A 17,899-nucleotide genomic window follows, 5' to 3' on the forward strand; every position below is an offset into this window, starting at 1 on the left:
CTCCTCCCGCCAGCGCGCCGGCCCAGATCATAACGGCTGCCAGCCCCGCCATCATCGTCTTCTTCCACTTCCTGCTCCAACTTGCGTTCATCGTCGCATCCCCTTCCGATCGTTGCTTTCCGAGCACTACGGTTCAAGCAATACGGTATCGAAGCTTGCGCTGCCTTCGCTCACGAACAGCCCCCATCCCCCCTCTCGGTGGTCGTACAGCCGCGCGCTCATCGCGACCGTATCGTCCACGTACACCTCGCAAACCGTGCCGTCGATCACGATGTCGAGCCGGCAGGCGACGCCCGGCGTCAATGCGACGGGACGCTCGAGACCGACCTCAAAGGGAACGTCTCCCTTTCTCGGCCAGCGGTCGAAGACGAGGCGCTGCCGCCCGGGCTCGAGACGGATCATGTAGCCCCGGTCCAGCGCCTCGTCCGTCCGAAGCAGCACGCCGCAGCCGCGCGTGTCCGCGCCGAATGTCACGGTCACCGACAGCCTGCATCTGGAAGGCAGCGATGACGCAGCGGCAGCCGCGAACGAATCCGGCGCTTCGGCAGTTGCCTTGCATACCCCCGCAGCCTCGGCGCTCTCGAGTTCACCCGAAGCCTCTAGGCTCTCGAATTCACCCGCAGCTTCCCCGCTCTCGCCGGCATCCGCCGCTCGAATCGATGCCGTGCCGGCGTCTCCGCTTCCTCCGCCAATCCGCCACCCGCCGACTGCCTCGCGCAGCGCAACCTCCGCCCGCCGCGCCATCGCCGCCCGCACCGAATCCGGCATCCGCACCGTCAGCGAGCCGTCGGCCTGCTGCACGATTTCGTGCACGACCAGGTTGCCGCCCCACTGCCACGTGCCTTCGTCGTGCTCGCCCTCCCGCGTCGGGTTCCAGCCGAAGGCGTAGCGCCGCTCGCCGTCGGTCCACGTTTTCGCCGCATAGAAGGCGCGGTTGTCGAACGTGTCGTTCTCCGGCGCCAGCCAGGGTCCCGCCAGCGACTGGCTCATCCGGTAGTGCGTCACGGTGCGATCCGAGAACGTCGAGTACACCAGATACCACCACTCCCCTATTCGGAACAGATCCGGGCATTCGTGGGTCGTATACAGCGACGGCGCCCAAAACGGCTCGCGCACTTCCCAGCTTTTCAGATCCTTCGAAGCGCACAGCGCGACGCAGCCCCGCCTCCGGCTCGGTCCCTCTTTGAGCCGCGCCGCCAGCAGCATCCAGTACTCCCCGGCCTCCTCGTTCCAGAAGACGAACGGATCGCGCCAGTCATGCTGCTCGTAGCGGTCGGCGGGCGCATAGAAGGCGTCCTCCGGAAGCTTGGTCCAGTGAAGCAGATCGGTGCTGGTCGCATGCATGACCGCCTGCTGGAGCTTGCCCTGGGCGGGATAGTGGAAGTTGTTGCCCGTATAAAAAATGTGATAGAGCTCGCCGACCTTCAGGATGCAGCCGGTATAAATGTACAGATCCTGCTCCGATTCGCCGCCTCTTTGCAGCACCTCGCCGTATTCGGTATAGTTCACGAAGTCTTTCGTCCCGAGCAGGAACCAGGGCGTCCCTTCGCCGAAGTTTTCCTTGTCGCGCCAATCCTTCAGATACAGCAGCTTGAACTCGCCGTCCTCGTAGAACGGGATGACGTCCGCCAACACGCCGTCCGCCGGCCGGTAAAAAAAGTCGCTCATTTACTCCTTCACGCTCCCCAGCACGATGCCTTTGACAAAGTATTTTTGCAAAAACGGATAAGCCAGCAGAATCGGCAGCGCGCCGACGATGATCTGCGCCGCCTTGGAGGTGCGGGTCGAGATCGCCTCCAGCTTGTGCAGATCCTCCTGCTTCACCTGCGAAAAGTCGAAATTGATGATGATCGTCTGCAAGTAGGAAGAGAGCGGATAATGCTCCGGCTTGTTCATCAGGATCAGGCCGTCGAACCAGGCGTTCCAGTGTCCGACGATCGTGAACAGGCCGACGGTGGCGAGGCCCGGCAGCGACAGCGGCACGTAGATGGTCCAGAGCGTGCGCAGATGGCCGGCGCCGTCGATGAAGCACGACTCCTCCAGCTCTTTGGGCAGGCCGCGGAAAAAGTTGAGCAGCAAAATGACGTTGAACACCGGGACGGCTCCCGGTATGACGAGCGCCCAGACCGTATCGAGCAGGCCCGTGTACTTGATCGTCATATACCAGGGGACGAGCCCCCCCGGCGAACAGGATCGTGAAGACGAAGATCCAGACGTAAAACGTACGCATCCGAAAGCTGCGGACTTCCTTGGACAGCGGGTACGCGATCGTGATCGTCAGCAGCATGTTGATGGCGGTGCCGAGCAGCACCCGCTCGAGCGTGATGACGAAGGATCGCATGAACTCGGGCCTGCTGATGATGAAGTCGTACGATTTCAGCGAAAAATCGACCGGCCAGAACGTGACCTGCCCGGCGGAGACCGCCGCGCTCTCGCTGAACGACACCGCGAGGACGTGGACGAGCGGCAGAAAGCACAGGATGGCGAGCAAGCTTAAAAACGCGGCGTTCGCGACGAGAAACAGCCGTCTGGCCGGGGAAACGTGATGCAAGCGGAATCTCTCCTTTCTCTAGAAAATGCGATAGTTCGCCAGCCGGTAGGCCAGCCAGTAGGAGACCGATATAAGCAAAAAGGACACGACGGACTTGAAAAGCCCGACCGCCGTCGCCACGCCGTACTGCGCGTCGTTGAACGCGATCCGGTAGATCATCGTGTCGAGGATGTCTCCGCTCTCGTATACGAGCGGGTTGGCCAGGTTGAACACCTGGTCGAAGCCGGCGTTCAGCACGTTGCCGAGGCTCAGCGTCACCATGAGCACGATGATCGGCATCATGCCGGGCAGCGTAATATGGCGCGTCTGCTTCCAGCGTCCGGCCCCGTCCATGACCGCCGCCTCGTACAGCGTCGGATTCACGCTCGTGATCGCGGCCAGGTAGACGATCGTGCTGAAGCCGAACTCCTTCCAGACGTCGGAGATAATCAGCACGGCCGGGAACCAGCGGTTGTCCGCCAGGAAAAAGATCGGCTCGATGCCGAGCTTGCCCAGCATGGCGTTCACGATGCCCTCGGACGGCGACAGCAGATCGATGAGAATGCCGCCCAGAATGACCCAGGAGAGAAAATGGGGCAGGTAAATCAGCGTCTGCACGCCGCGCTTGATGAACGAGCGGGTCACCTCGTTGAGCAGCAGCGCGACCACGATCGGGACGAACAGCCCCGCGATGATTTTCATGCAGGCGATAAACAGCGTGTTCCAGATGACCTGGCCGGTGTTGGGCATATCCAGCACGAACCTGAAGTTGTCCAGCCCGATCCACGGGGAGCCGAACCAGCCGCTGAAGATCGTAAACTTCTGAAACGCGATCACGACGCCCAGCATCGGCACGTAGCTGTAAACGAGCACCAGGACGAGGCCGGGCAGGAGCAGCAGGTGCAAAGGCAATTCCCGCATCCATTTTGCCGCTTTCATTTCGTACTTCACCGCCTTTTTTTCCTCATTCGGCGCGATCGGACGCCGATTCGGGGCATGACGGAAGAAGGGGACGATGGCCAGGACCGTCTCCCCTTCCGCCTGTCTATGCCGCGAGCGTCCGCGCGTTCGCTTCTACTTCTGCGCGCTCAGCCAGTCGTTGATCTCCTTCAGGATCGCCTCGCCGCCGAGCTTGTTCCAGTCCGCCACGAACGTATCGAATTCGTCTACAGGCGCGGCGCCCATGATGATCTTCGTGAACGTCTCCTTCTCCAGCTTGTCGAGCGTCGCCCACTTGTCGGTCATCGTCGGCGTCTGGCCGCCGAAAGTGGTCATGAGCAGCCGGTCTCCGGTGTAATTGTCCATCGTGGTCACGAAGCCGAAGTACTGGTGGGCGACCGCCCAGTTTTCCATATTGCCCGTCTTGAGGTAGTCGACCGTCGGACCGTACTTGTCGGTCTCGGTCAACGCGTCCTTCAGCAGGCTCTCGTCCTCGGTCTCGATCGCCTTGCGCAGCAGGGTGAGCGACTCGAGCACGCCCTGGTCGGATACGCCGGACTGCACGACTGACAGGCGCGACGTATTGATCCGCTCGCCGTTCTCTTCGACGGTGATGAATTGGCCTTCGTTGCGTCGGGAGCCGTGTACGACCTCCTCGTGCAGGTTGAGCATTTTAATGGCCGCTTCCGGATGCTTGGCGCCCTTGCGCACGACGACATAGCCGCTGGCGGAGAAGCCGACGTTCGCCTTGGTCGGCGTGCCGTCGACCGAAGGCACGGGGAACGGCATCCAGTCCATGCCCGGATTTTTCTTGACGGCGTCGAGGAACACGTACGGGTTCCAGTTCGCGCCGAACGCCATGCCGAACTTGTTGGCGGCGATGTCCTCGGCGACCTTGTTGCCGTCCTTGACGCCGAATTCGCGGTCGAGCTCGCCGGCCTTGTACATCTCCTGCAGCTTGGCCAGCGTCTTTTTCATCTCCGGCTGCGTCGAGCCGTAGACGACCTTGCCCGAGGCGTCCTTGACCCACGTTTGCGGATAGGCGTGGAAGGCGTTGGACAGCCCCGTGATCGAGGTGATCGGGCCGTACAAATAGTTGTTGACCGCCAGGCCGTACGTATCCGGCTTGCCGTTGCCGTCCGGGTCCTGCTTCGTAAACGCTTCCGCGATCTTGAACACGTCGTCCAGCGTCTTGGGCTCGGACAGGTTCAGCTTTTTGAGCCAATCCGTGCGTACCCAGAGCAAATTCGGCTCGTAGATCGGCGCGTTGACGACCGGGATCGCGAGCAGCTTGCCGTTAAACGTGGCAGAAGCCAGCGCCGCGCCGCCGTCGCCGTGCTGCAGCTTCTTGGTGTGGTCGGAAGCATATTTCTCGTAAACGTCCGTCAGATCCTCCAGCTGGCCGGCATCGGCGAGCTGCTTGAGCTGGCTGGCCGAGACGGCGAACAGCTCGGGCAGGCTGCCGGAGGCGATCGAGACGTTCAGCTTGCGGTTGTATTCGCTCGCCAGCGCGGTCCAATCGTGCACGACCTTGATGCCGAGCAGGTTCTCGTATTCCCGGTACCAGACGTTGTTGTCGATGCTGTCGCCCTTCGGATACGTCCACGTCTGGTCGACCGCCCGGGCGATATGAAGCTCGATCGGCGGGTCGTACTTGCCGAACGGGTCGGCCTTCTCCGTCTCGCCCGATGCGGACGCCGGCGCCGTGCCGGATGCCGCGGACGAGCCTGACGCCTTGCCGGACGGCTCGTTGCTTGCCGCGTTTTTGCCCGAGTCGCTGCAGCCGGTCGCCGCGAGCGCGCAAGCCAGGATGCCGCAGACGAGCGCGATGCGTTGGTTCTTTTTCAATCTCGGTTCCCCCTTAGAGCTCATGAATGAATGCGTCTTGCCTTGCATGAGCTCATTATAGAGCCGGCGCGGAAGCGCTCTCTACTCGCCGATTTTTACATTCCATTATCCGTTTTGGATATCGCCTGCCGCTCCTTGTACTCCTGGGGCGTCAGGCCCGTCTCCTTCTTGAAGAAGCGGTAAAAGGACTGCTCGGTCATAAAACCGACGGCCCGCGAGATGTCCTGCACGGTCAGCTGATGGCCCGCGAGCAGCTTCTGCGCGCCCGCCAGACGCGTTGCGGCGATGTAGTCGGTCAGCCCTTCGCCGGTCAGCTGCTTGTACAGCCGGGTCAGATAATACGGATTGTAGCCGACGACCTCGCCGATGCGGGTGAGCGACAGATCGCCCGCCAGGTTGTGCGCCACGTAGCGCCGCACGAGGCGAATCAGGTCGTCTTCGCTTTCCGACCGCTCGGCGCGCTTGAGCGCGAACAGACGCTCGGCCAGCGCCGCGAAGTATTCCTCCGCCGCATGCCAGGACGGATGGACGTCGAATCGCGTCAGCCTGCCGAGATCGATCGTCCCGCCCAGCTCTTCCTGGATGCCCCAGCGGCCGATCTCCGACAGGAAAATCGGGACGAGCGAATAGTAGATTTCCAGCCTCAGCAGCTCGGCGCTTCTCCCGTCTCCCGCGCCAAGCGCCATCAGCCGGCCGTACTCCTCGAAAAAACGGGCGTTGTCGCCGTTCTCCAAATAAGCGGCGAGCGTGCCGACCCGCTCCAGCCGGCTGCGCGTCTCGTGCGTCCGGACGTCCGGAAGCTCGCCGGCGCCGTCCCGAGCCGGCCGGTCCAGCAGGATCAGCTCCTGTCCCAGGCCCAGGCCGCGGCCGAGCAGACGCTTCAGCGCGTGGAACTGTCCGGGGATCCGCTCCCAGTCTTTCGGCTCGTCCGCGGCCGCGAAGGAGACGCTGAGCTGCAGCAGCTGCTTGCACGCGCCCTGGATCGTCTCGATCGTCCCCTGGACGAGCCGGACGAAACGCCTGCGCGCGTCCTCCGCCGTCTGCGGCGGCGCGGCCGAAGCGGCGCCGTCCGCATCCGGCCCCGGCTTCGGCTGAACGAACCACAGCAGCTTGTTCTGCTCGAAGCTCACGGTCGCGCAGGACAGCGACTTGGAGAGGTACTCCTCCGCGATGTTCGCGATGGCGTACAGCATCAGATGCTTGTCGCCGCCGCTGAAGCCGTCGCGCCAATCGTCCACCCGCCCGAGCACGAGCAGCGTCTCGGCGTCCGCGTCCAGCGGCAACTGCAGCTCCGGCAGCCTCGCATGCCGCTTGCGAAGCGCCTCCGGATCGCCGCCCGCCAGCGCGAGCAAATACTCGTTCACGAGCAGCGGCCTGGCCAGCTGCATCTGGCGCTCCGCGTTCAGGATCAGCTGGCGCGACTCCACCGCCTCGTACAGCTGCGCCGCCGCCCGCTCGACGGCCGCGACGACCGCGTCGTGGCCCTCCGTCTTGAGCAGGTAGTCGACCCCGCCGCCCCGCAGCGCCTGCTGGATATAGTCGAAGTCGTCGTAGCCGCTCAGGAAAATAATTTTGCACCACGGCCACTGCCTGACGATCTCCCGCTGCAGCGCCAGTCCGTCCATGCCCGGCATCCGGATGTCCGACAGGACGATGTCGATCTTCATCCGCTGCAGCGCCTCCAGCGCCTCCTTGGCGGAGTAGGCGCCGAACGTCTCGAGCTCAAGCTTGCCCGGACGGCCGAACAGGTCCAGCAGACTGTCGACGATCCAGCGCTCATTGTCCACGATCAGCAATCGAATCATGCCGTATCCTCCTCGTCTTTGCGTATCGTCAGCTCCGCCTTCAGCCCGCCCAGCGCGCTGCGCGACAGCGACAGGCCGCAGTCCGGCCCGAACTTGAGCTGCAGCCTGCGGTGGATGTTGAGCAGGCCGGTCGTCTCGATCGCGCGATCCGCCGCGGACACCGACTTGCGCAGCCGCTCCAGCAGAACGTCGTCCAGCGCCTCGCCATTGTCTTCGATCTCGATGCGCAGCCGGCCGTCCGGCTCTTCCCGGAAGCCGATGCGCAGCCGGCCGTCGCCAGTCTTGTTCTCGAGTCCGTGCAAGTAGGCGTTCTCGATGAGCGGCTGCACGATGAGGCGCGGCACCTCCGCCTGCGTCCAGCCGGCGGGCAGCTCCTCCTGCTCGACCTCGACCGTGCCCGAGAACCTAAACTTCTGAATTTCCACGTACGAGCTTGCGTGCTTCATCTCCTGCTCGAGCGTGACCGTCTCCGCCCCGTTTCGCGTGATGAACTGGAAGTAGCTGCCCAGATGACGGAACATTTTGTCCGCCAGCTCGTGCTCCCGCATCTGCACCAGGCCCTGCAGGATAAAGAAGCTGTTGTAGAAAAAGTGCGGATTGATCTGCGATTGCAACTGCTTGAGCTCGGAGCGCTGCGAGCGGATCTGCTGCTCGTACACCTCGCCGATGAGCGTCTCGATCCGGCCGAGCATGTGATTGAACTGGTTGTACAGGTAGTGAAACTCGTCCTGGTTGCGATGATACACCCGGACGCCGAGGTCGCCCTTCTCCACCTTGCGGAAGGAGACGACCAGCCGCTTGATCGGCTTGTGGATGAGCCGGTGAATCCAGTAGGAAAAGGCGACGACCAGCACCAGCGCGATGAGCGAGAGCAGCCAGATCCAGTCGCGGTGGCGGTTGAGCGGCTGCATCACCTTCTCCGCCGGCACCAGCACCGCAAGCGTCGAATCGAGAACCGGGGAATATTCATGGGCCACGAAAAAGGAACCGGCCTCCGTCTTCATCGTGAACTGGCCCGGCGCGGACGCGCGGTCGTCCGCCGGCTTGGTTCCGATCGCCCCGGACAGCTCGGACAGCACCGGCGGCCGAAGGCCCGACGCCACGTTCCATGCGCCGTCCGCGCTCAACCACGCCGCCCCGCCCTGTTCCCCGTTCGCCATGGACGCGAGCGTGCGGACGATCTCCGCCTTGGACAGCTCGATCTCGATGGCCAGCACCGGCTGGCGGTTCACGTAGATCGCGTCCGGATACACGCCGCTCAGCAGCAGCCGGTCCCCAAAGCCGAAGACGGGCGCGCTCAAGTTGCGCGGCTCGAGCATGGCGGCAAGCTCCGCGGCCGGGATCGTGTCGTCGTAGTTGTTGGCCATGATGCTGCGCCCCAGCGCCGGGACGTACAGCTTCACGTTTTCTACGAACGGGCTGGAGCTCTTGAGGAGATAGAGCTTGCTCTTCACCGACAAGATCGTGCGCGAGCGCTCGAAGTCGTTCATCCGGGAGACCGCCGTGCCCAGGCTGAGCAGGTCGTCGTCGCTTACGTACTCCATCTGGAGGCGGCGGAGCCGGGCCAGCTCCGTCTCCAGCGAGGACAGGTAAAAATGAACGCGCGACGCCATCGAAGCCGAGATCTGCTTTTTGACGACGTCATGACCCGACTGGTTCATGAGCAGGCTGGACAGATAGATGGGGATGATCATGAGCAAAAAAAGACAACACGAGCTTGGGATAAATTGTTAGCGCTTTCAAAAAAGTTCCCATAGCAACCCTCCGCAGCGATCTGGCTGCGCCGGGATATCGCCGGCACGCCGCTTCCACATCAGAATAGCAAAAAAGAGGGGCGGCGTCGCTCCTCTTCGTATCGCTCCGCGCGCCTCCCCCTTTCGCCGCGCTACATGCCCAGCATGAATTGCAGCGCCTTGTCCTCGAAGTCGGCCAGACGCTCGTGCACGTAGTCGTGATAAATCTCCATCTGCTTGCCCGCGACGATCTTATTGTAAGCCGCGAACTGCGTGGACGGCGGACATACGGTGTCCAGCAGCCCGACGCCCATCATGACTTCGCCGCGGATCCGGTCCGCCAGATGCTGAACGTCGACATAGCCGAGCCGCTCGAAAATCTCTTCCTCGCGCTTATGCTGAGGATCGAACAGGCGAAAATAGGTGCGCAGCTCCTCGTAGGCGTCTCTCGCCAGGTCCATCTCCCATACGCGCTTGTAGTCGCACAGGAAAGGCACGCTCGGCGCCGCGCGCCGGATGCGGGGCTCAAGCGCCGCGCAGGCCAGCGCGAGCCCACCGCCCTGCGAGCCCCCGATCGTCCCCACCTTGCCGGCATCCACCTCCGGCAGCGACATCGCGATGCCCGCCAGCTGCGCAGCATCCAGGAATATATCGCGGAAAAGCAGCCGGTCCGGGTGATCGTCGAGACCGCGTATGATATGTCCTCTGAACGTGGTCCCCTTGGCTCCGCCCTTGTCTTCGGACCTCCCGCCCTGTCCGCGGCAGTCCATCGCCAGCACGGAAAAGCCCGCCGCCGCATACCCCAGCTTGTCGATCCAGTCGCCCGAATGATGGGCGTAGCCGTGGAATTGCAGCACCGCCGGATGCGGCTCCTTCGCGTGCTTCGGCCGCACGTACTTGGCATGAATGCGCGCACCGCCGACGCCCGTGAAGTACAGATGCAGGCAGTCCGCGCCCGGGACCTCGAAGCCGCTCTCGACGATCTCCACCGCCGGGTCGACATCCCTCATCTCAGCGAGCGCCCGCGCCCAATAGGCGTCGAAATCGGCGGGCTTCGGATTCCTCCCTGCATACGTGCCGAGCTGCTCAAGCGGCATATCGATCGTCGGCATCTTCCATCGCCCCTTTCCCTCGTAGTACAATATTTGCAAATTTATCATTCCTATTTTTGAATGTAGGCCATATTCGTCCTTGCTTCAATCGCAAATAATTGAGTTGGAGGTCGCATTATATTGCTCAGAACCAACTTTGGATTCCGATACGCGGAACCGACGGATGCCTTGATGGCGATCCGGACGATCGGCTGGGAGAGCGCCGTGAGCGACAGCTACCGCTGGAACGGGCGGACGCGCGGGGACAAGTTCGCGCTGTTCCAGTACACCTTGTCGGGGGAAGGCAATCTGACGATCGGGGGCAAGCATTATCGCATTCCGAAGCACCACGGTTTTTTCGTAACCGTGCCGGACAATCACGAGTATTACTACAGCCCGGATGCCGGCGGCGAGCCTTGGGAGTTTATCTTTTTGACGGCGGCGGGCCGGCATGTCGAAGGCTACTGGAACGATATCGTCGCGAAGGCCGGGCCGGTCGTGTCGTTCAAGCCGAACGCGCAGCCGATCGCCATGCTGTGGGAGATGATGGAGAATGCACAGGCGAAAACGGGGCTCGACAAGTACGAGCTGTCCGTCCGTCTGTACGAATGGATCGTGGCCTGCCTGCGGGCCGTCGACGGCAAGCCGGACGCCGGACGCCCCGTTCCCGATGCGGTCGCCGCCGCCTTGAAGTTCATGGACGCGCAATACCACCGCTTCCTGACGCTGGAGCAGATCGCCGCCGAAGCCGGCATGTCCAAGTATCACTTTTGCAGGCTTTTCCTGAAGCATACCGGCATTACGCCGATCCATTATCTGACCAAGATCCGGATCGAACAGGCGTCCCGGCTCCTCCGGCAGACCAACCAGCCCATCGGGGCCATCGCCGCGGCGACCGGCTTCGACAACGGCAGCTACTTCGGCAAAGTGTTCCGCAAGCTGATGGACGCTTCGCCCCAGCAGTTCCGCGACAGTACGGACGACATCCCCGAGCACCACATTTTTATCGACTGACACACCGTTCGCGAACGGCGCAATATTTTATCAATCCGGTGAAAATATTATGCTATTTACGCCCCGCATATCAGGATTCTATGATATTAGCCGAGAGGATGTAATGCGCAATTATTTCATACGGAGGTCGATATAAAATGTTGAAAATCGCAATGATCGGGGCCGGAAGCATTAACTTTACCCGCAGGTTGATCATGGACTTGATGGCGGTGCCCGAATTCCGCGATACCGAATTCCGGCTGATGGACATCGATCCGGAGACGCTCGAGATGGTGACCAAGCTGAGCGAGCGCATGCTCGAGACGAACGGCCTGACGGACGTTAAGATCGTGCCGACGACCAGCCAGCGCGAAGCGATCAAGGACGCCGACTACGTCATCTGCCTCGCTCGCGTCGGCGGTCTCGAGGCGTACCGCCACGACATCGAGATCCCGCTCAAGTACGGCGTCGAGCAATGCGTCGGCGACACGCTCGGCCCCGGCGGCGTATTCTTCGCGCTTCGCACGATCCCGGTGCTGCTCGACATCGCCAAGGACATGCGGGAGCTCGCGCCGAACGCGCTGCTGCTCAACTATTCCAACCCGATGGCGATGAATACGTGGGCCATCCGGCGCGCCGGCGGCGTCCGGGTCGTCGGCCTGTGCCACGGCGTGCAGCATGGCCACGAGCAGATCGCCGAAGCGTTCGGCCTGCCTCAGGACGAGATCGACCAGATTTGCGCGGGCATTAACCACCAGACGTGGTTCGTCAACATTTCCCACAAGGGCAAGGATCTGACGCCGCATCTACTCGAAGCGTTCGAGAACCACCCGACGCTGCCGCAAAGAGAGCCGTGCCGCATCGACGTGCTGCGCAGGTTCGGCTACTACTCGACGGAGTCGAACGGTCACTTGAGCGAATACCTCCCCCTGGTACCGCAAGAAATCCGCCGACATGTCCAAGTGGATCAACGACAAGGAATGGATCGGCGGGGTGACGGCGGGTTATCTGGAGCACTGCCTGACGCGCTTCGTCGACTACAAGGAGACGTACCCGAAGATGCTGAGCGGCGAGATCGCGTCCATCCCGCTCGGACAGCGCTCGGAGGAGCACGGCTCGTACATCATCGAGGCGCTGGAGACGGGGAAGACGTACCGCGGGAACTTCAACATCGAGAACCGCGGCATGATCACGAACCTGCCGGACGGCGCCACGATCGAGATCCCGTGCTACGTGGACCGCAACGGCATCGCGCCGACGTACATCGGCGACCTCCCGATGGCCTGCGCCGCCACCTGCCGCGCCAGCATCAGCGTGCAGGAGATGGCCGTCGAAGCCGCGCTGACCGGCAACCGCGAGCTCGTGAAGCTCGCCGTGCTGCACGACCCGCTCACGGCCGCCGTCTGCAGCACCGAGCAGGTATGGCGCATGGTCGACGAGATGCTGGAAGCGCTCGCGCCCTGGCTGCCCCAGTTCAACGGCGAAGGCCGTACCTGGCCGGACCTTCCGCAGCCGGCGGGCGACCTGTATCACTTCACGCGCGGGAAATAAGCTTTGGAATACGCAATAAAGCAGCGGCAGCCGCCTTGGCTGCCGCCGCTTCGTTTTGCATAGACGAATCCCGCTTCGCCCATAATATTCCTGCTAAGGAATCCGTCGCAAAGGGGTGAACGGTCTTGAACGCCAACGCCGTCAGTCGGAGCCTGAAGGAAAACGAAGCCTATCTCAGGCAACGGTTCCACCCGAGCTCGGATATCGTTTTCCGCGCCTTCGCGCTGCAGGACCGGACGCCGCTGCTGCTCGTCTACCTGGACGGCATGGCGAGCGTCGAGAGCATCGAGGGTAACGTACTGAAGCCATTGCTCTTCGGCGGATTGCCGGAGGGCATCGACCGCATGCGGACGCTGGCGGAGACATTCAGGCGCGAATGGGTGCCGCTAGCGAACGTGCTGACGGACGAATCGCTCGAGAGCCTCGTCAAGCATATTTTGCAGGGCAATATGGCGATCCTGGCGGACGGCGAAGCGTCGGCGCTCGTCGCGCAGGTCCAGGGCTACGAGAAGCGAAGCATCCAGGAGCCGCTCAAGGAGTCGACGCTGCGCGGATCGAAGGAAGGCTTCGTCGAAAATATCCGCACGAATCAGTCGCTGATCCGGCGGCGAATCTTGCACGCGGACCTGAAGATGGAATCTTTTACGATCGGCGAATATACGCGCACCGAAGTCATGCTCGTCTACATGCAAGGAAAAGCGGACGAAAAGGTGCTGGCCAGCGTTCGGGAGAAGCTGAAGGGCATCGAATTGGAAGGCGTCATCGACTCGTCCTATATCGAGGAATGGATCGAAAACAACTCGTTTTCTTTGTTTTCGCAAATTCAAAATACCGAGCGTCCCGACATCGTAACCGCGAGCCTGCTCCAGGGAAAGGTCGCCCTCCTCACGAGCGGAACGCCGTTCGCGCTCGTCCTTCCCGTTTCTTTCTGGTCCGGGCTGCAGTCCGCGGACGACTACTTCGAGAGATTCACGTTCGTGATGCTCACCCGGTTCATCCGGTACGTCATGACCTTCATCTCCTTCGCCTTGCCGGCGATCTACGTGGCGCTCTCGACCTTCCATCCGGAGATGGTGCCGAGCTATCTCATGATCAGCATCGCGACCGCGCGGGAGAACTCGCCGTTCCCGACGGTGATCGAGGTGTTCCTGATGATGTTCGTCTTCGACGGGCTGCAAGAGGCCGGCGTCCACCTCCCCAATCAGCTGGGTCCGGTCGTCAGCATCATCGGCGCGCTCGTCATCGGGCAGGCCGCCGTCGAAGCCGGCATCATCTCTACGCCCATCATCATCGTCATTTCTTTGACGGGCGTCGCCGCGTACACGATACCCCGGTACAGCGCCACTCTCCCCTTCCGGCTCCTCCGCTACATGCTGCTATTCGTTGCGGGCATGCTCGGCTTCGTCGGCTTCGCCTACGGCATCATCTTCCTGCTGATCCACCTGGTCATGCTGGAGTCGTTCGGCACGCCGTACTTGAGCCCGGTCGCGCCGTTCGACGGCAAGCGGATCAAGGACCTGTTCATCCGATACCCGTTCTGGATGAAAAACGGCAGGAACAAGAAAGGACGCCAAAGCTGATGCGGTCCTTATTTCTTCTGCCCTGCTGTCTTTTCGCATGGGTCGCATTATCGGCCTGCAAGGACTTCGTCGAGCCGAATCAGCTCGCCTTCGTGATGGGGACGGCCGTCGACCGGGCGGAAGACGGACTGATCGAGGTCAGCGATCAGATCGTCATTCCGTCGCAGTTAAGCGGACCGCGGGATAAGGGCGGCGGAAGCGATGCCGGGAGCTCTATCGTCATGTCCGCGACCGGCAGGGACGTGTTCGAAGCCTCCGAAAAAATCCAGAGAAAAATGTCCCGGAGACTCATGACGAGTCACCGCGTTTTGATCGCGGTCAGCGAAGCCTTCTTCAATGAGGACGACGCCGGCAAATTATTCGACAAGCTGGGACGGGATCCCGCCAACAACATGCGCGACACGACGATCGTGGTGCGAGGCGGCAGCGCCAAGGAGATCCTCATGCTTCGGCATCCCCTGGAGCGTCTCACGAGCATCGCCGCCGGGAAGGAGCTTCAGATCAACGGGTTGACGCACTTTTCGTCCAGGCAGCTCATCCTTGAGCACTATACCGACGGCGTTCGTCCCTTGCTGCCGGTGCTGCAGATCAGGAAGCTGAAGACGGGCGTCAAGGCGCCCGTACCGTTCGCCGCGCTGTCCGGCTTTGCCGTCTTGAACAAACAGCTCCGCGTCAAAGGCATCCTGGATGAAGACGAGAGCGCCGCCGCGGTCTGGATGTCGGGCAAGGGAGCTTATCAGGGCATGACGATCCCCTGGAAAAACGGGCAGGGCTATCTGTCCTTCAGGCTCGTGCACCTCAAGCGCAAGATTCGCACGAGAAGCTGCGGCGATTCGAAATGCGCCGAATTGGTGGTCAAAGCGCAAGCTTACCTCTTGGAAAACACCACCTCGCTCGACCTGTCCCAAATCCGGAACATGACCGACACGGAAAGGTACATGAACGCGGAAATTCAAAAAGAATTCCAACGGACGGTAAACAAGGTTCAACAGTGGGGACCCGACATCTTCGGCATCGGCGAGCATCTGCACCGGCATAATCCGTATTGGTGGAAAAACCGGCGGAAAAGTTGGGACGAGCAATTCAAAACGCTCGACTTGAACGTCAAAGCCGATATTCGGCTCGTCTCCGTGGGTTCGAGCGGCGGGCAAATGAAATGAATGCGCAGCGAGGGGGGAGCACGATGAAATTAAGCGGCTACCAGTTGTTCTGGATGACCAGCATCTCGTCCATGATCATGTTCTCTTACATTCCGATCACGATTGCCGTCAACGAGGCGCGTCAGGACGCTTGGATCTCGATCCTCCTCGGGGGGAGGCCTCATGATGGGCGTGACCTGGATGACGCTGCGGCTATGCATGCAAAATCGGGGCAAGTCGCTGGTGCGAATGACGAAGGACCTGCTCGGCACCGTCTTCGGCAAAATCGTCGTCACGGTTTACTTCGCGCATTGGTTCCTGCAGATGTCCGCGACCGTCAAGGACATGGCGAACTTTCAAAACCTCGTCATGCTTCACAACACGCCGATGCCCGCAGTCCTCCTGTGCATGCTCTTCCTCGTCTTTTACGCGGTGTACAAAGGCGGAATCACGGCGGTCAGCCGGTGCGCGGAGGTGATCGGTCCCGTCTTCATCTTGATCTTGTACGTTCAACTGTTCCTGAATCCGCAGGAAATGGACCTGAAGCGGATCCTCCCCGTTTACGCCGATTCCGGATGGCTGGCGATCGGCATGGGGGCCTTCAATTCGTTTAATTATATGCTTGACCCTACGATCATCCTCATGCTTTACTTTTTTGCCGAAAACAAACGGACCGCGTCGCGCGGGATCTTGTGGGGAACCGCGGTGTCCGCGGGCTGGGGCCTGCTCGCGACATTCGCGATGCTGACCGTGACTGGTCCGGACATGGCGGCCAAAATGGTCGTTCCCGTCTACTCGCTGACGAAGATGGTATCCATCCTCAACTTTATCCAAAACATCGACGTCTTCTATATCCCGCTCTGGCTGCTCGGCGCCTTCATCAAGCTGGCGATCTGCTTGTTTATCCTCAGCTACGGGCTGGCCGAATGGAGCGGCTACCGCAACTGGAGACGAATCGCAGGCCTATTGACAGTCGTATGGCTGGGCTATGTCCTTTATAGCGCGCGGATCGTGCAGCTGTCGTACTTGTTTCGCAATGTTTGGCTGACCGACGTATTCTACCCCGCGCTCTACATCGCGCTCCCCCTCCTGCTGTGGATCGTCGGCAGCATCCGCAAGCGGCAGCAAGCGGCGAGCTGACGTTCAGACGTTCGCGAAGCGGAGTTTTGTCACACAACCGGAGCCTCCGTCGTTATATCTATGCAGGACAAAACAACATTACCGAGGAGGCGTTACGGATATGACGCAACGCATTAACTACATGGCGCAATCGCCCGAGTTTTTCAAGAAAATGATGGAGTTCAGCAACGCGGAGCATGGCAGCTCCGTCGAACTGAAAATTCTCGATCTCGTTCACATCCGTGCCTCTCAGATCAACGGCTGCGGCTTCTGCCTGGATATGCACGTCAAGCAAGCGAAGATCAATGGCGAGAGCGAGCTGCGCCTCTACCATCTGCCGATCTGGCGCGAATCGACGTTGTTCAGCCCCCGCGAGCGCGCCGCGTTGGCGTGGACCGAGATCCTGACCAAGCTGCCGGAGCATGGCGTGCCGGACGACGTGTACGAGCGCGTGCGCGGGGAGTATTCGGAAAAAGAGCTGTCCGACCTGACGTTCTCCGTCATGGCGATCAATGCGTGGAACCGGATCAACGTCGCCTTTAAAACCGTGCCGGGCTCGGCGGACGCTGCGTTCGGATTGGCCAAGGCGGGCTTGAGCTAAGCCGACGTGTAAAATGAAAGGTACAGTCCCCTTGAACTTCTAATGGGGGCTGTACCTTTTTGCGCGTCGTTAAGCGCGTGCGCCGGAAATCGCCGGAGTTCCCGAGCGCCGGAGTCAAGCTCTTTGGCCGCGCTTCTGAGCTCACTTTCTCGCTTACAAGAGACTACCGGGCATGCTCTCCCTGCAGCAGCGCATTCCTCGCTTACAGCGCCTGCCTCCGCGGACCGCGCCGCTCCAACCGCGCATTTCTCGCTTACAGGAGACCGCTCTCCCTGCAGCAACACGATCATGAACAAAAGTCCATTAGTCAACCGTTGCGCATGCTATTCTATAGAAAACTGAGCAGAGGAGATCGCGCGAAATGGAAAAGCCGGCCAAGGCGGACAGACGAATCCTGCGCACCCGGGACGCCATTACGAAGGCGTTCCTTGCGCTCGTGTCGGAAAAGGATCTCGACCACATCACGATCAACGATATCGCCGACCGAGCCAACGTCAACCGCGGCACTCTGTATCTTCACTACGCCGACAAATACGACCTGCTCGATCAATGCATCAAAGACCATCTCGACAAGATGCTCGCCGCCTGCGCCGCGGAAGCGATCAATCCGATCGACGACCTTAAGCCGATGTTTTCTTACTTCGAAGCGAATTTCGCGTTTTTCTATGCGATGCTGTCCAATCAGAAAACGTCCGTCTTCCGCGATCGGCTGCTTCAGAGCATCGCTGCCGGCACCAAGGCGAAGATCGGCGCGCAGGCCGTTCGGCAGAACATAGACCTGGAGCTGGTCGCCCGCTTCTTGGCCTCCGCCTTCGTCGGCACCGCGGAATGGTGGATCCTGAACCGGATGCCGCTTCCCGCCGAGCTCGCAGCCAAGCAAGTCGGCGAGTTGTTCGAGAAATACGTGCTGTGAACCGCGGTGCCGGATATGGCGCCCTATGAGATATTAGACAATGTGCCCCCATACGTC

The 17,899-nt window shown here is 61.2% G+C and carries 13 protein-coding genes and 2 pseudogenes; 8 read left to right on the forward strand and 7 right to left on the reverse strand.

Annotated features, from left to right (window positions below; all coding sequences use genetic code 11):
- Positions 1-126: 126 nt before the first annotated feature.
- The 7 genes and pseudogenes from OMP38_RS18765 to OMP38_RS18795 all read right to left on the reverse strand — a co-directional run bounded on the left by OMP38_RS18765 (position 127) and on the right by OMP38_RS18795 (position 9,967).
- On the reverse strand, positions 127-1,668 hold the full coding sequence (locus OMP38_RS18765; RefSeq protein WP_277566464.1) for a glycoside hydrolase family 32 protein: 1,542 nt from the start codon (positions 1,666-1,668) through the stop codon (positions 127-129).
- A pseudogene (locus OMP38_RS18770) lies at positions 1,669-2,551 on the reverse strand (carbohydrate ABC transporter permease). It lies immediately after the preceding gene.
- A gap of 18 nt (positions 2,552-2,569) precedes the next feature.
- The gene (locus OMP38_RS18775; protein ID WP_277531446.1) at positions 2,570-3,469 is read right to left on the reverse strand and encodes an ABC transporter permease; all 900 of its coding nucleotides are present in this window, start codon (positions 3,467-3,469) and stop codon (positions 2,570-2,572) included.
- A gap of 135 nt (positions 3,470-3,604) precedes the next feature.
- On the reverse strand, positions 3,605-5,317 hold the full coding sequence (locus tag OMP38_RS18780) for an extracellular solute-binding protein (protein ID WP_277566465.1): 1,713 nt from the start codon (positions 5,315-5,317) through the stop codon (positions 3,605-3,607).
- 95 nt (positions 5,318-5,412) lie between these two features.
- Positions 5,413-7,122, reverse strand: a complete 1,710-nt coding sequence (locus tag OMP38_RS18785) for a response regulator (protein ID WP_277566466.1) — start codon at positions 7,120-7,122, stop codon at positions 5,413-5,415.
- Complete coding sequence (locus tag OMP38_RS18790; protein ID WP_277566869.1) at positions 7,119-8,816, reverse strand: sensor histidine kinase; 1,698 nt, start codon at positions 8,814-8,816, stop codon at positions 7,119-7,121. The genes OMP38_RS18785 and OMP38_RS18790 overlap by 4 nt, the downstream gene beginning before the upstream one ends.
- A 191-nt stretch (positions 8,817-9,007) precedes the next feature.
- Positions 9,008-9,967, reverse strand: a complete 960-nt coding sequence (locus tag OMP38_RS18795; protein ID WP_277566467.1) for an alpha/beta fold hydrolase — start codon at positions 9,965-9,967, stop codon at positions 9,008-9,010.
- A 120-nt stretch (positions 9,968-10,087) separates the two neighbouring features.
- On the opposite strand from OMP38_RS18795, the gene OMP38_RS18800 reads away from it, so the two are divergent.
- From OMP38_RS18800 to OMP38_RS18835, 8 genes and pseudogenes are all read left to right on the forward strand, one after another.
- Positions 10,088-10,960 (forward strand): AraC family transcriptional regulator, encoded by an 873-nt coding sequence (locus OMP38_RS18800; RefSeq protein WP_277566468.1) that lies wholly within the window; start codon positions 10,088-10,090, stop codon positions 10,958-10,960.
- A gap of 203 nt (positions 10,961-11,163) precedes the next feature.
- Positions 11,164-11,835 (forward strand): annotated as a pseudogene (locus tag OMP38_RS36025) (family 4 glycosyl hydrolase); the annotation flags it as partial.
- A 58-nt stretch (positions 11,836-11,893) separates the two neighbouring features.
- Positions 11,894-12,490, forward strand: a complete 597-nt coding sequence (locus OMP38_RS18810; protein ID WP_277566470.1) for a family 4 glycosyl hydrolase — start codon at positions 11,894-11,896, stop codon at positions 12,488-12,490.
- Between the two features lie 125 nt (positions 12,491-12,615).
- Positions 12,616-14,070 (forward strand): spore germination protein, encoded by a 1,455-nt coding sequence (locus tag OMP38_RS18815; protein WP_277566471.1) that lies wholly within the window; start codon positions 12,616-12,618, stop codon positions 14,068-14,070.
- Complete coding sequence (locus tag OMP38_RS18820) at positions 14,070-15,230, forward strand: Ger(x)C family spore germination protein (RefSeq protein WP_277566472.1); 1,161 nt, start codon at positions 14,070-14,072, stop codon at positions 15,228-15,230. The genes OMP38_RS18815 and OMP38_RS18820 overlap by 1 nt, the downstream gene beginning before the upstream one ends.
- Before the next feature lie 162 nt (positions 15,231-15,392).
- Positions 15,393-16,349 (forward strand): GerAB/ArcD/ProY family transporter, encoded by a 957-nt coding sequence (locus OMP38_RS18825; protein WP_277566473.1) that lies wholly within the window; start codon positions 15,393-15,395, stop codon positions 16,347-16,349.
- Between the two features lie 100 nt (positions 16,350-16,449).
- On the forward strand, positions 16,450-16,929 hold the full coding sequence (locus OMP38_RS18830; protein ID WP_277566474.1) for a carboxymuconolactone decarboxylase family protein: 480 nt from the start codon (positions 16,450-16,452) through the stop codon (positions 16,927-16,929).
- 361 nt (positions 16,930-17,290) lie between these two features.
- On the forward strand, positions 17,291-17,842 hold the full coding sequence (locus OMP38_RS18835) for a TetR/AcrR family transcriptional regulator (protein WP_277566475.1): 552 nt from the start codon (positions 17,291-17,293) through the stop codon (positions 17,840-17,842).
- Positions 17,843-17,899: the final 57 nt, after the last annotated feature.

The organism is Cohnella ginsengisoli (assembly GCF_029525555.1).
Classification (GTDB): Bacteria; Bacillota; Bacilli; order Paenibacillales; family Paenibacillaceae; genus Cohnella; species Cohnella ginsengisoli.

Coding starts and splice junctions, on each gene's coding strand:
- OMP38_RS18825 (WP_277566473.1), top strand. CDS start 15,393: ATGATGGGCGTGACCTGGATGACGCTGCGGCTATGCATGCAAAATCGG.
- OMP38_RS18810 (WP_277566470.1), top strand. CDS start 11,894: ATGTCCAAGTGGATCAACGACAAGGAATGGATCGGCGGGGTGACGGCG.
- OMP38_RS18820 (WP_277566472.1), top strand. CDS start 14,070: ATGCGGTCCTTATTTCTTCTGCCCTGCTGTCTTTTCGCATGGGTCGCA.
- OMP38_RS18830 (WP_277566474.1), top strand. CDS start 16,450: ATGACGCAACGCATTAACTACATGGCGCAATCGCCCGAGTTTTTCAAG.
- OMP38_RS18785 (WP_277566466.1), bottom strand. CDS start 7,122: ATGATTCGATTGCTGATCGTGGACAATGAGCGCTGGATCGTCGACAGT.
- OMP38_RS18795 (WP_277566467.1), bottom strand. CDS start 9,967: ATGCCGACGATCGATATGCCGCTTGAGCAGCTCGGCACGTATGCAGGG.
- OMP38_RS18765 (WP_277566464.1), bottom strand. CDS start 1,668: ATGAGCGACTTTTTTTACCGGCCGGCGGACGGCGTGTTGGCGGACGTC.
- OMP38_RS18835 (WP_277566475.1), top strand. CDS start 17,291: ATGGAAAAGCCGGCCAAGGCGGACAGACGAATCCTGCGCACCCGGGAC.
- OMP38_RS18790 (WP_277566869.1), bottom strand. CDS start 8,816: ATGATCATCCCCATCTATCTGTCCAGCCTGCTCATGAACCAGTCGGGT.
- OMP38_RS18775 (WP_277531446.1), bottom strand. CDS start 3,469: ATGAAAGCGGCAAAATGGATGCGGGAATTGCCTTTGCACCTGCTGCTC.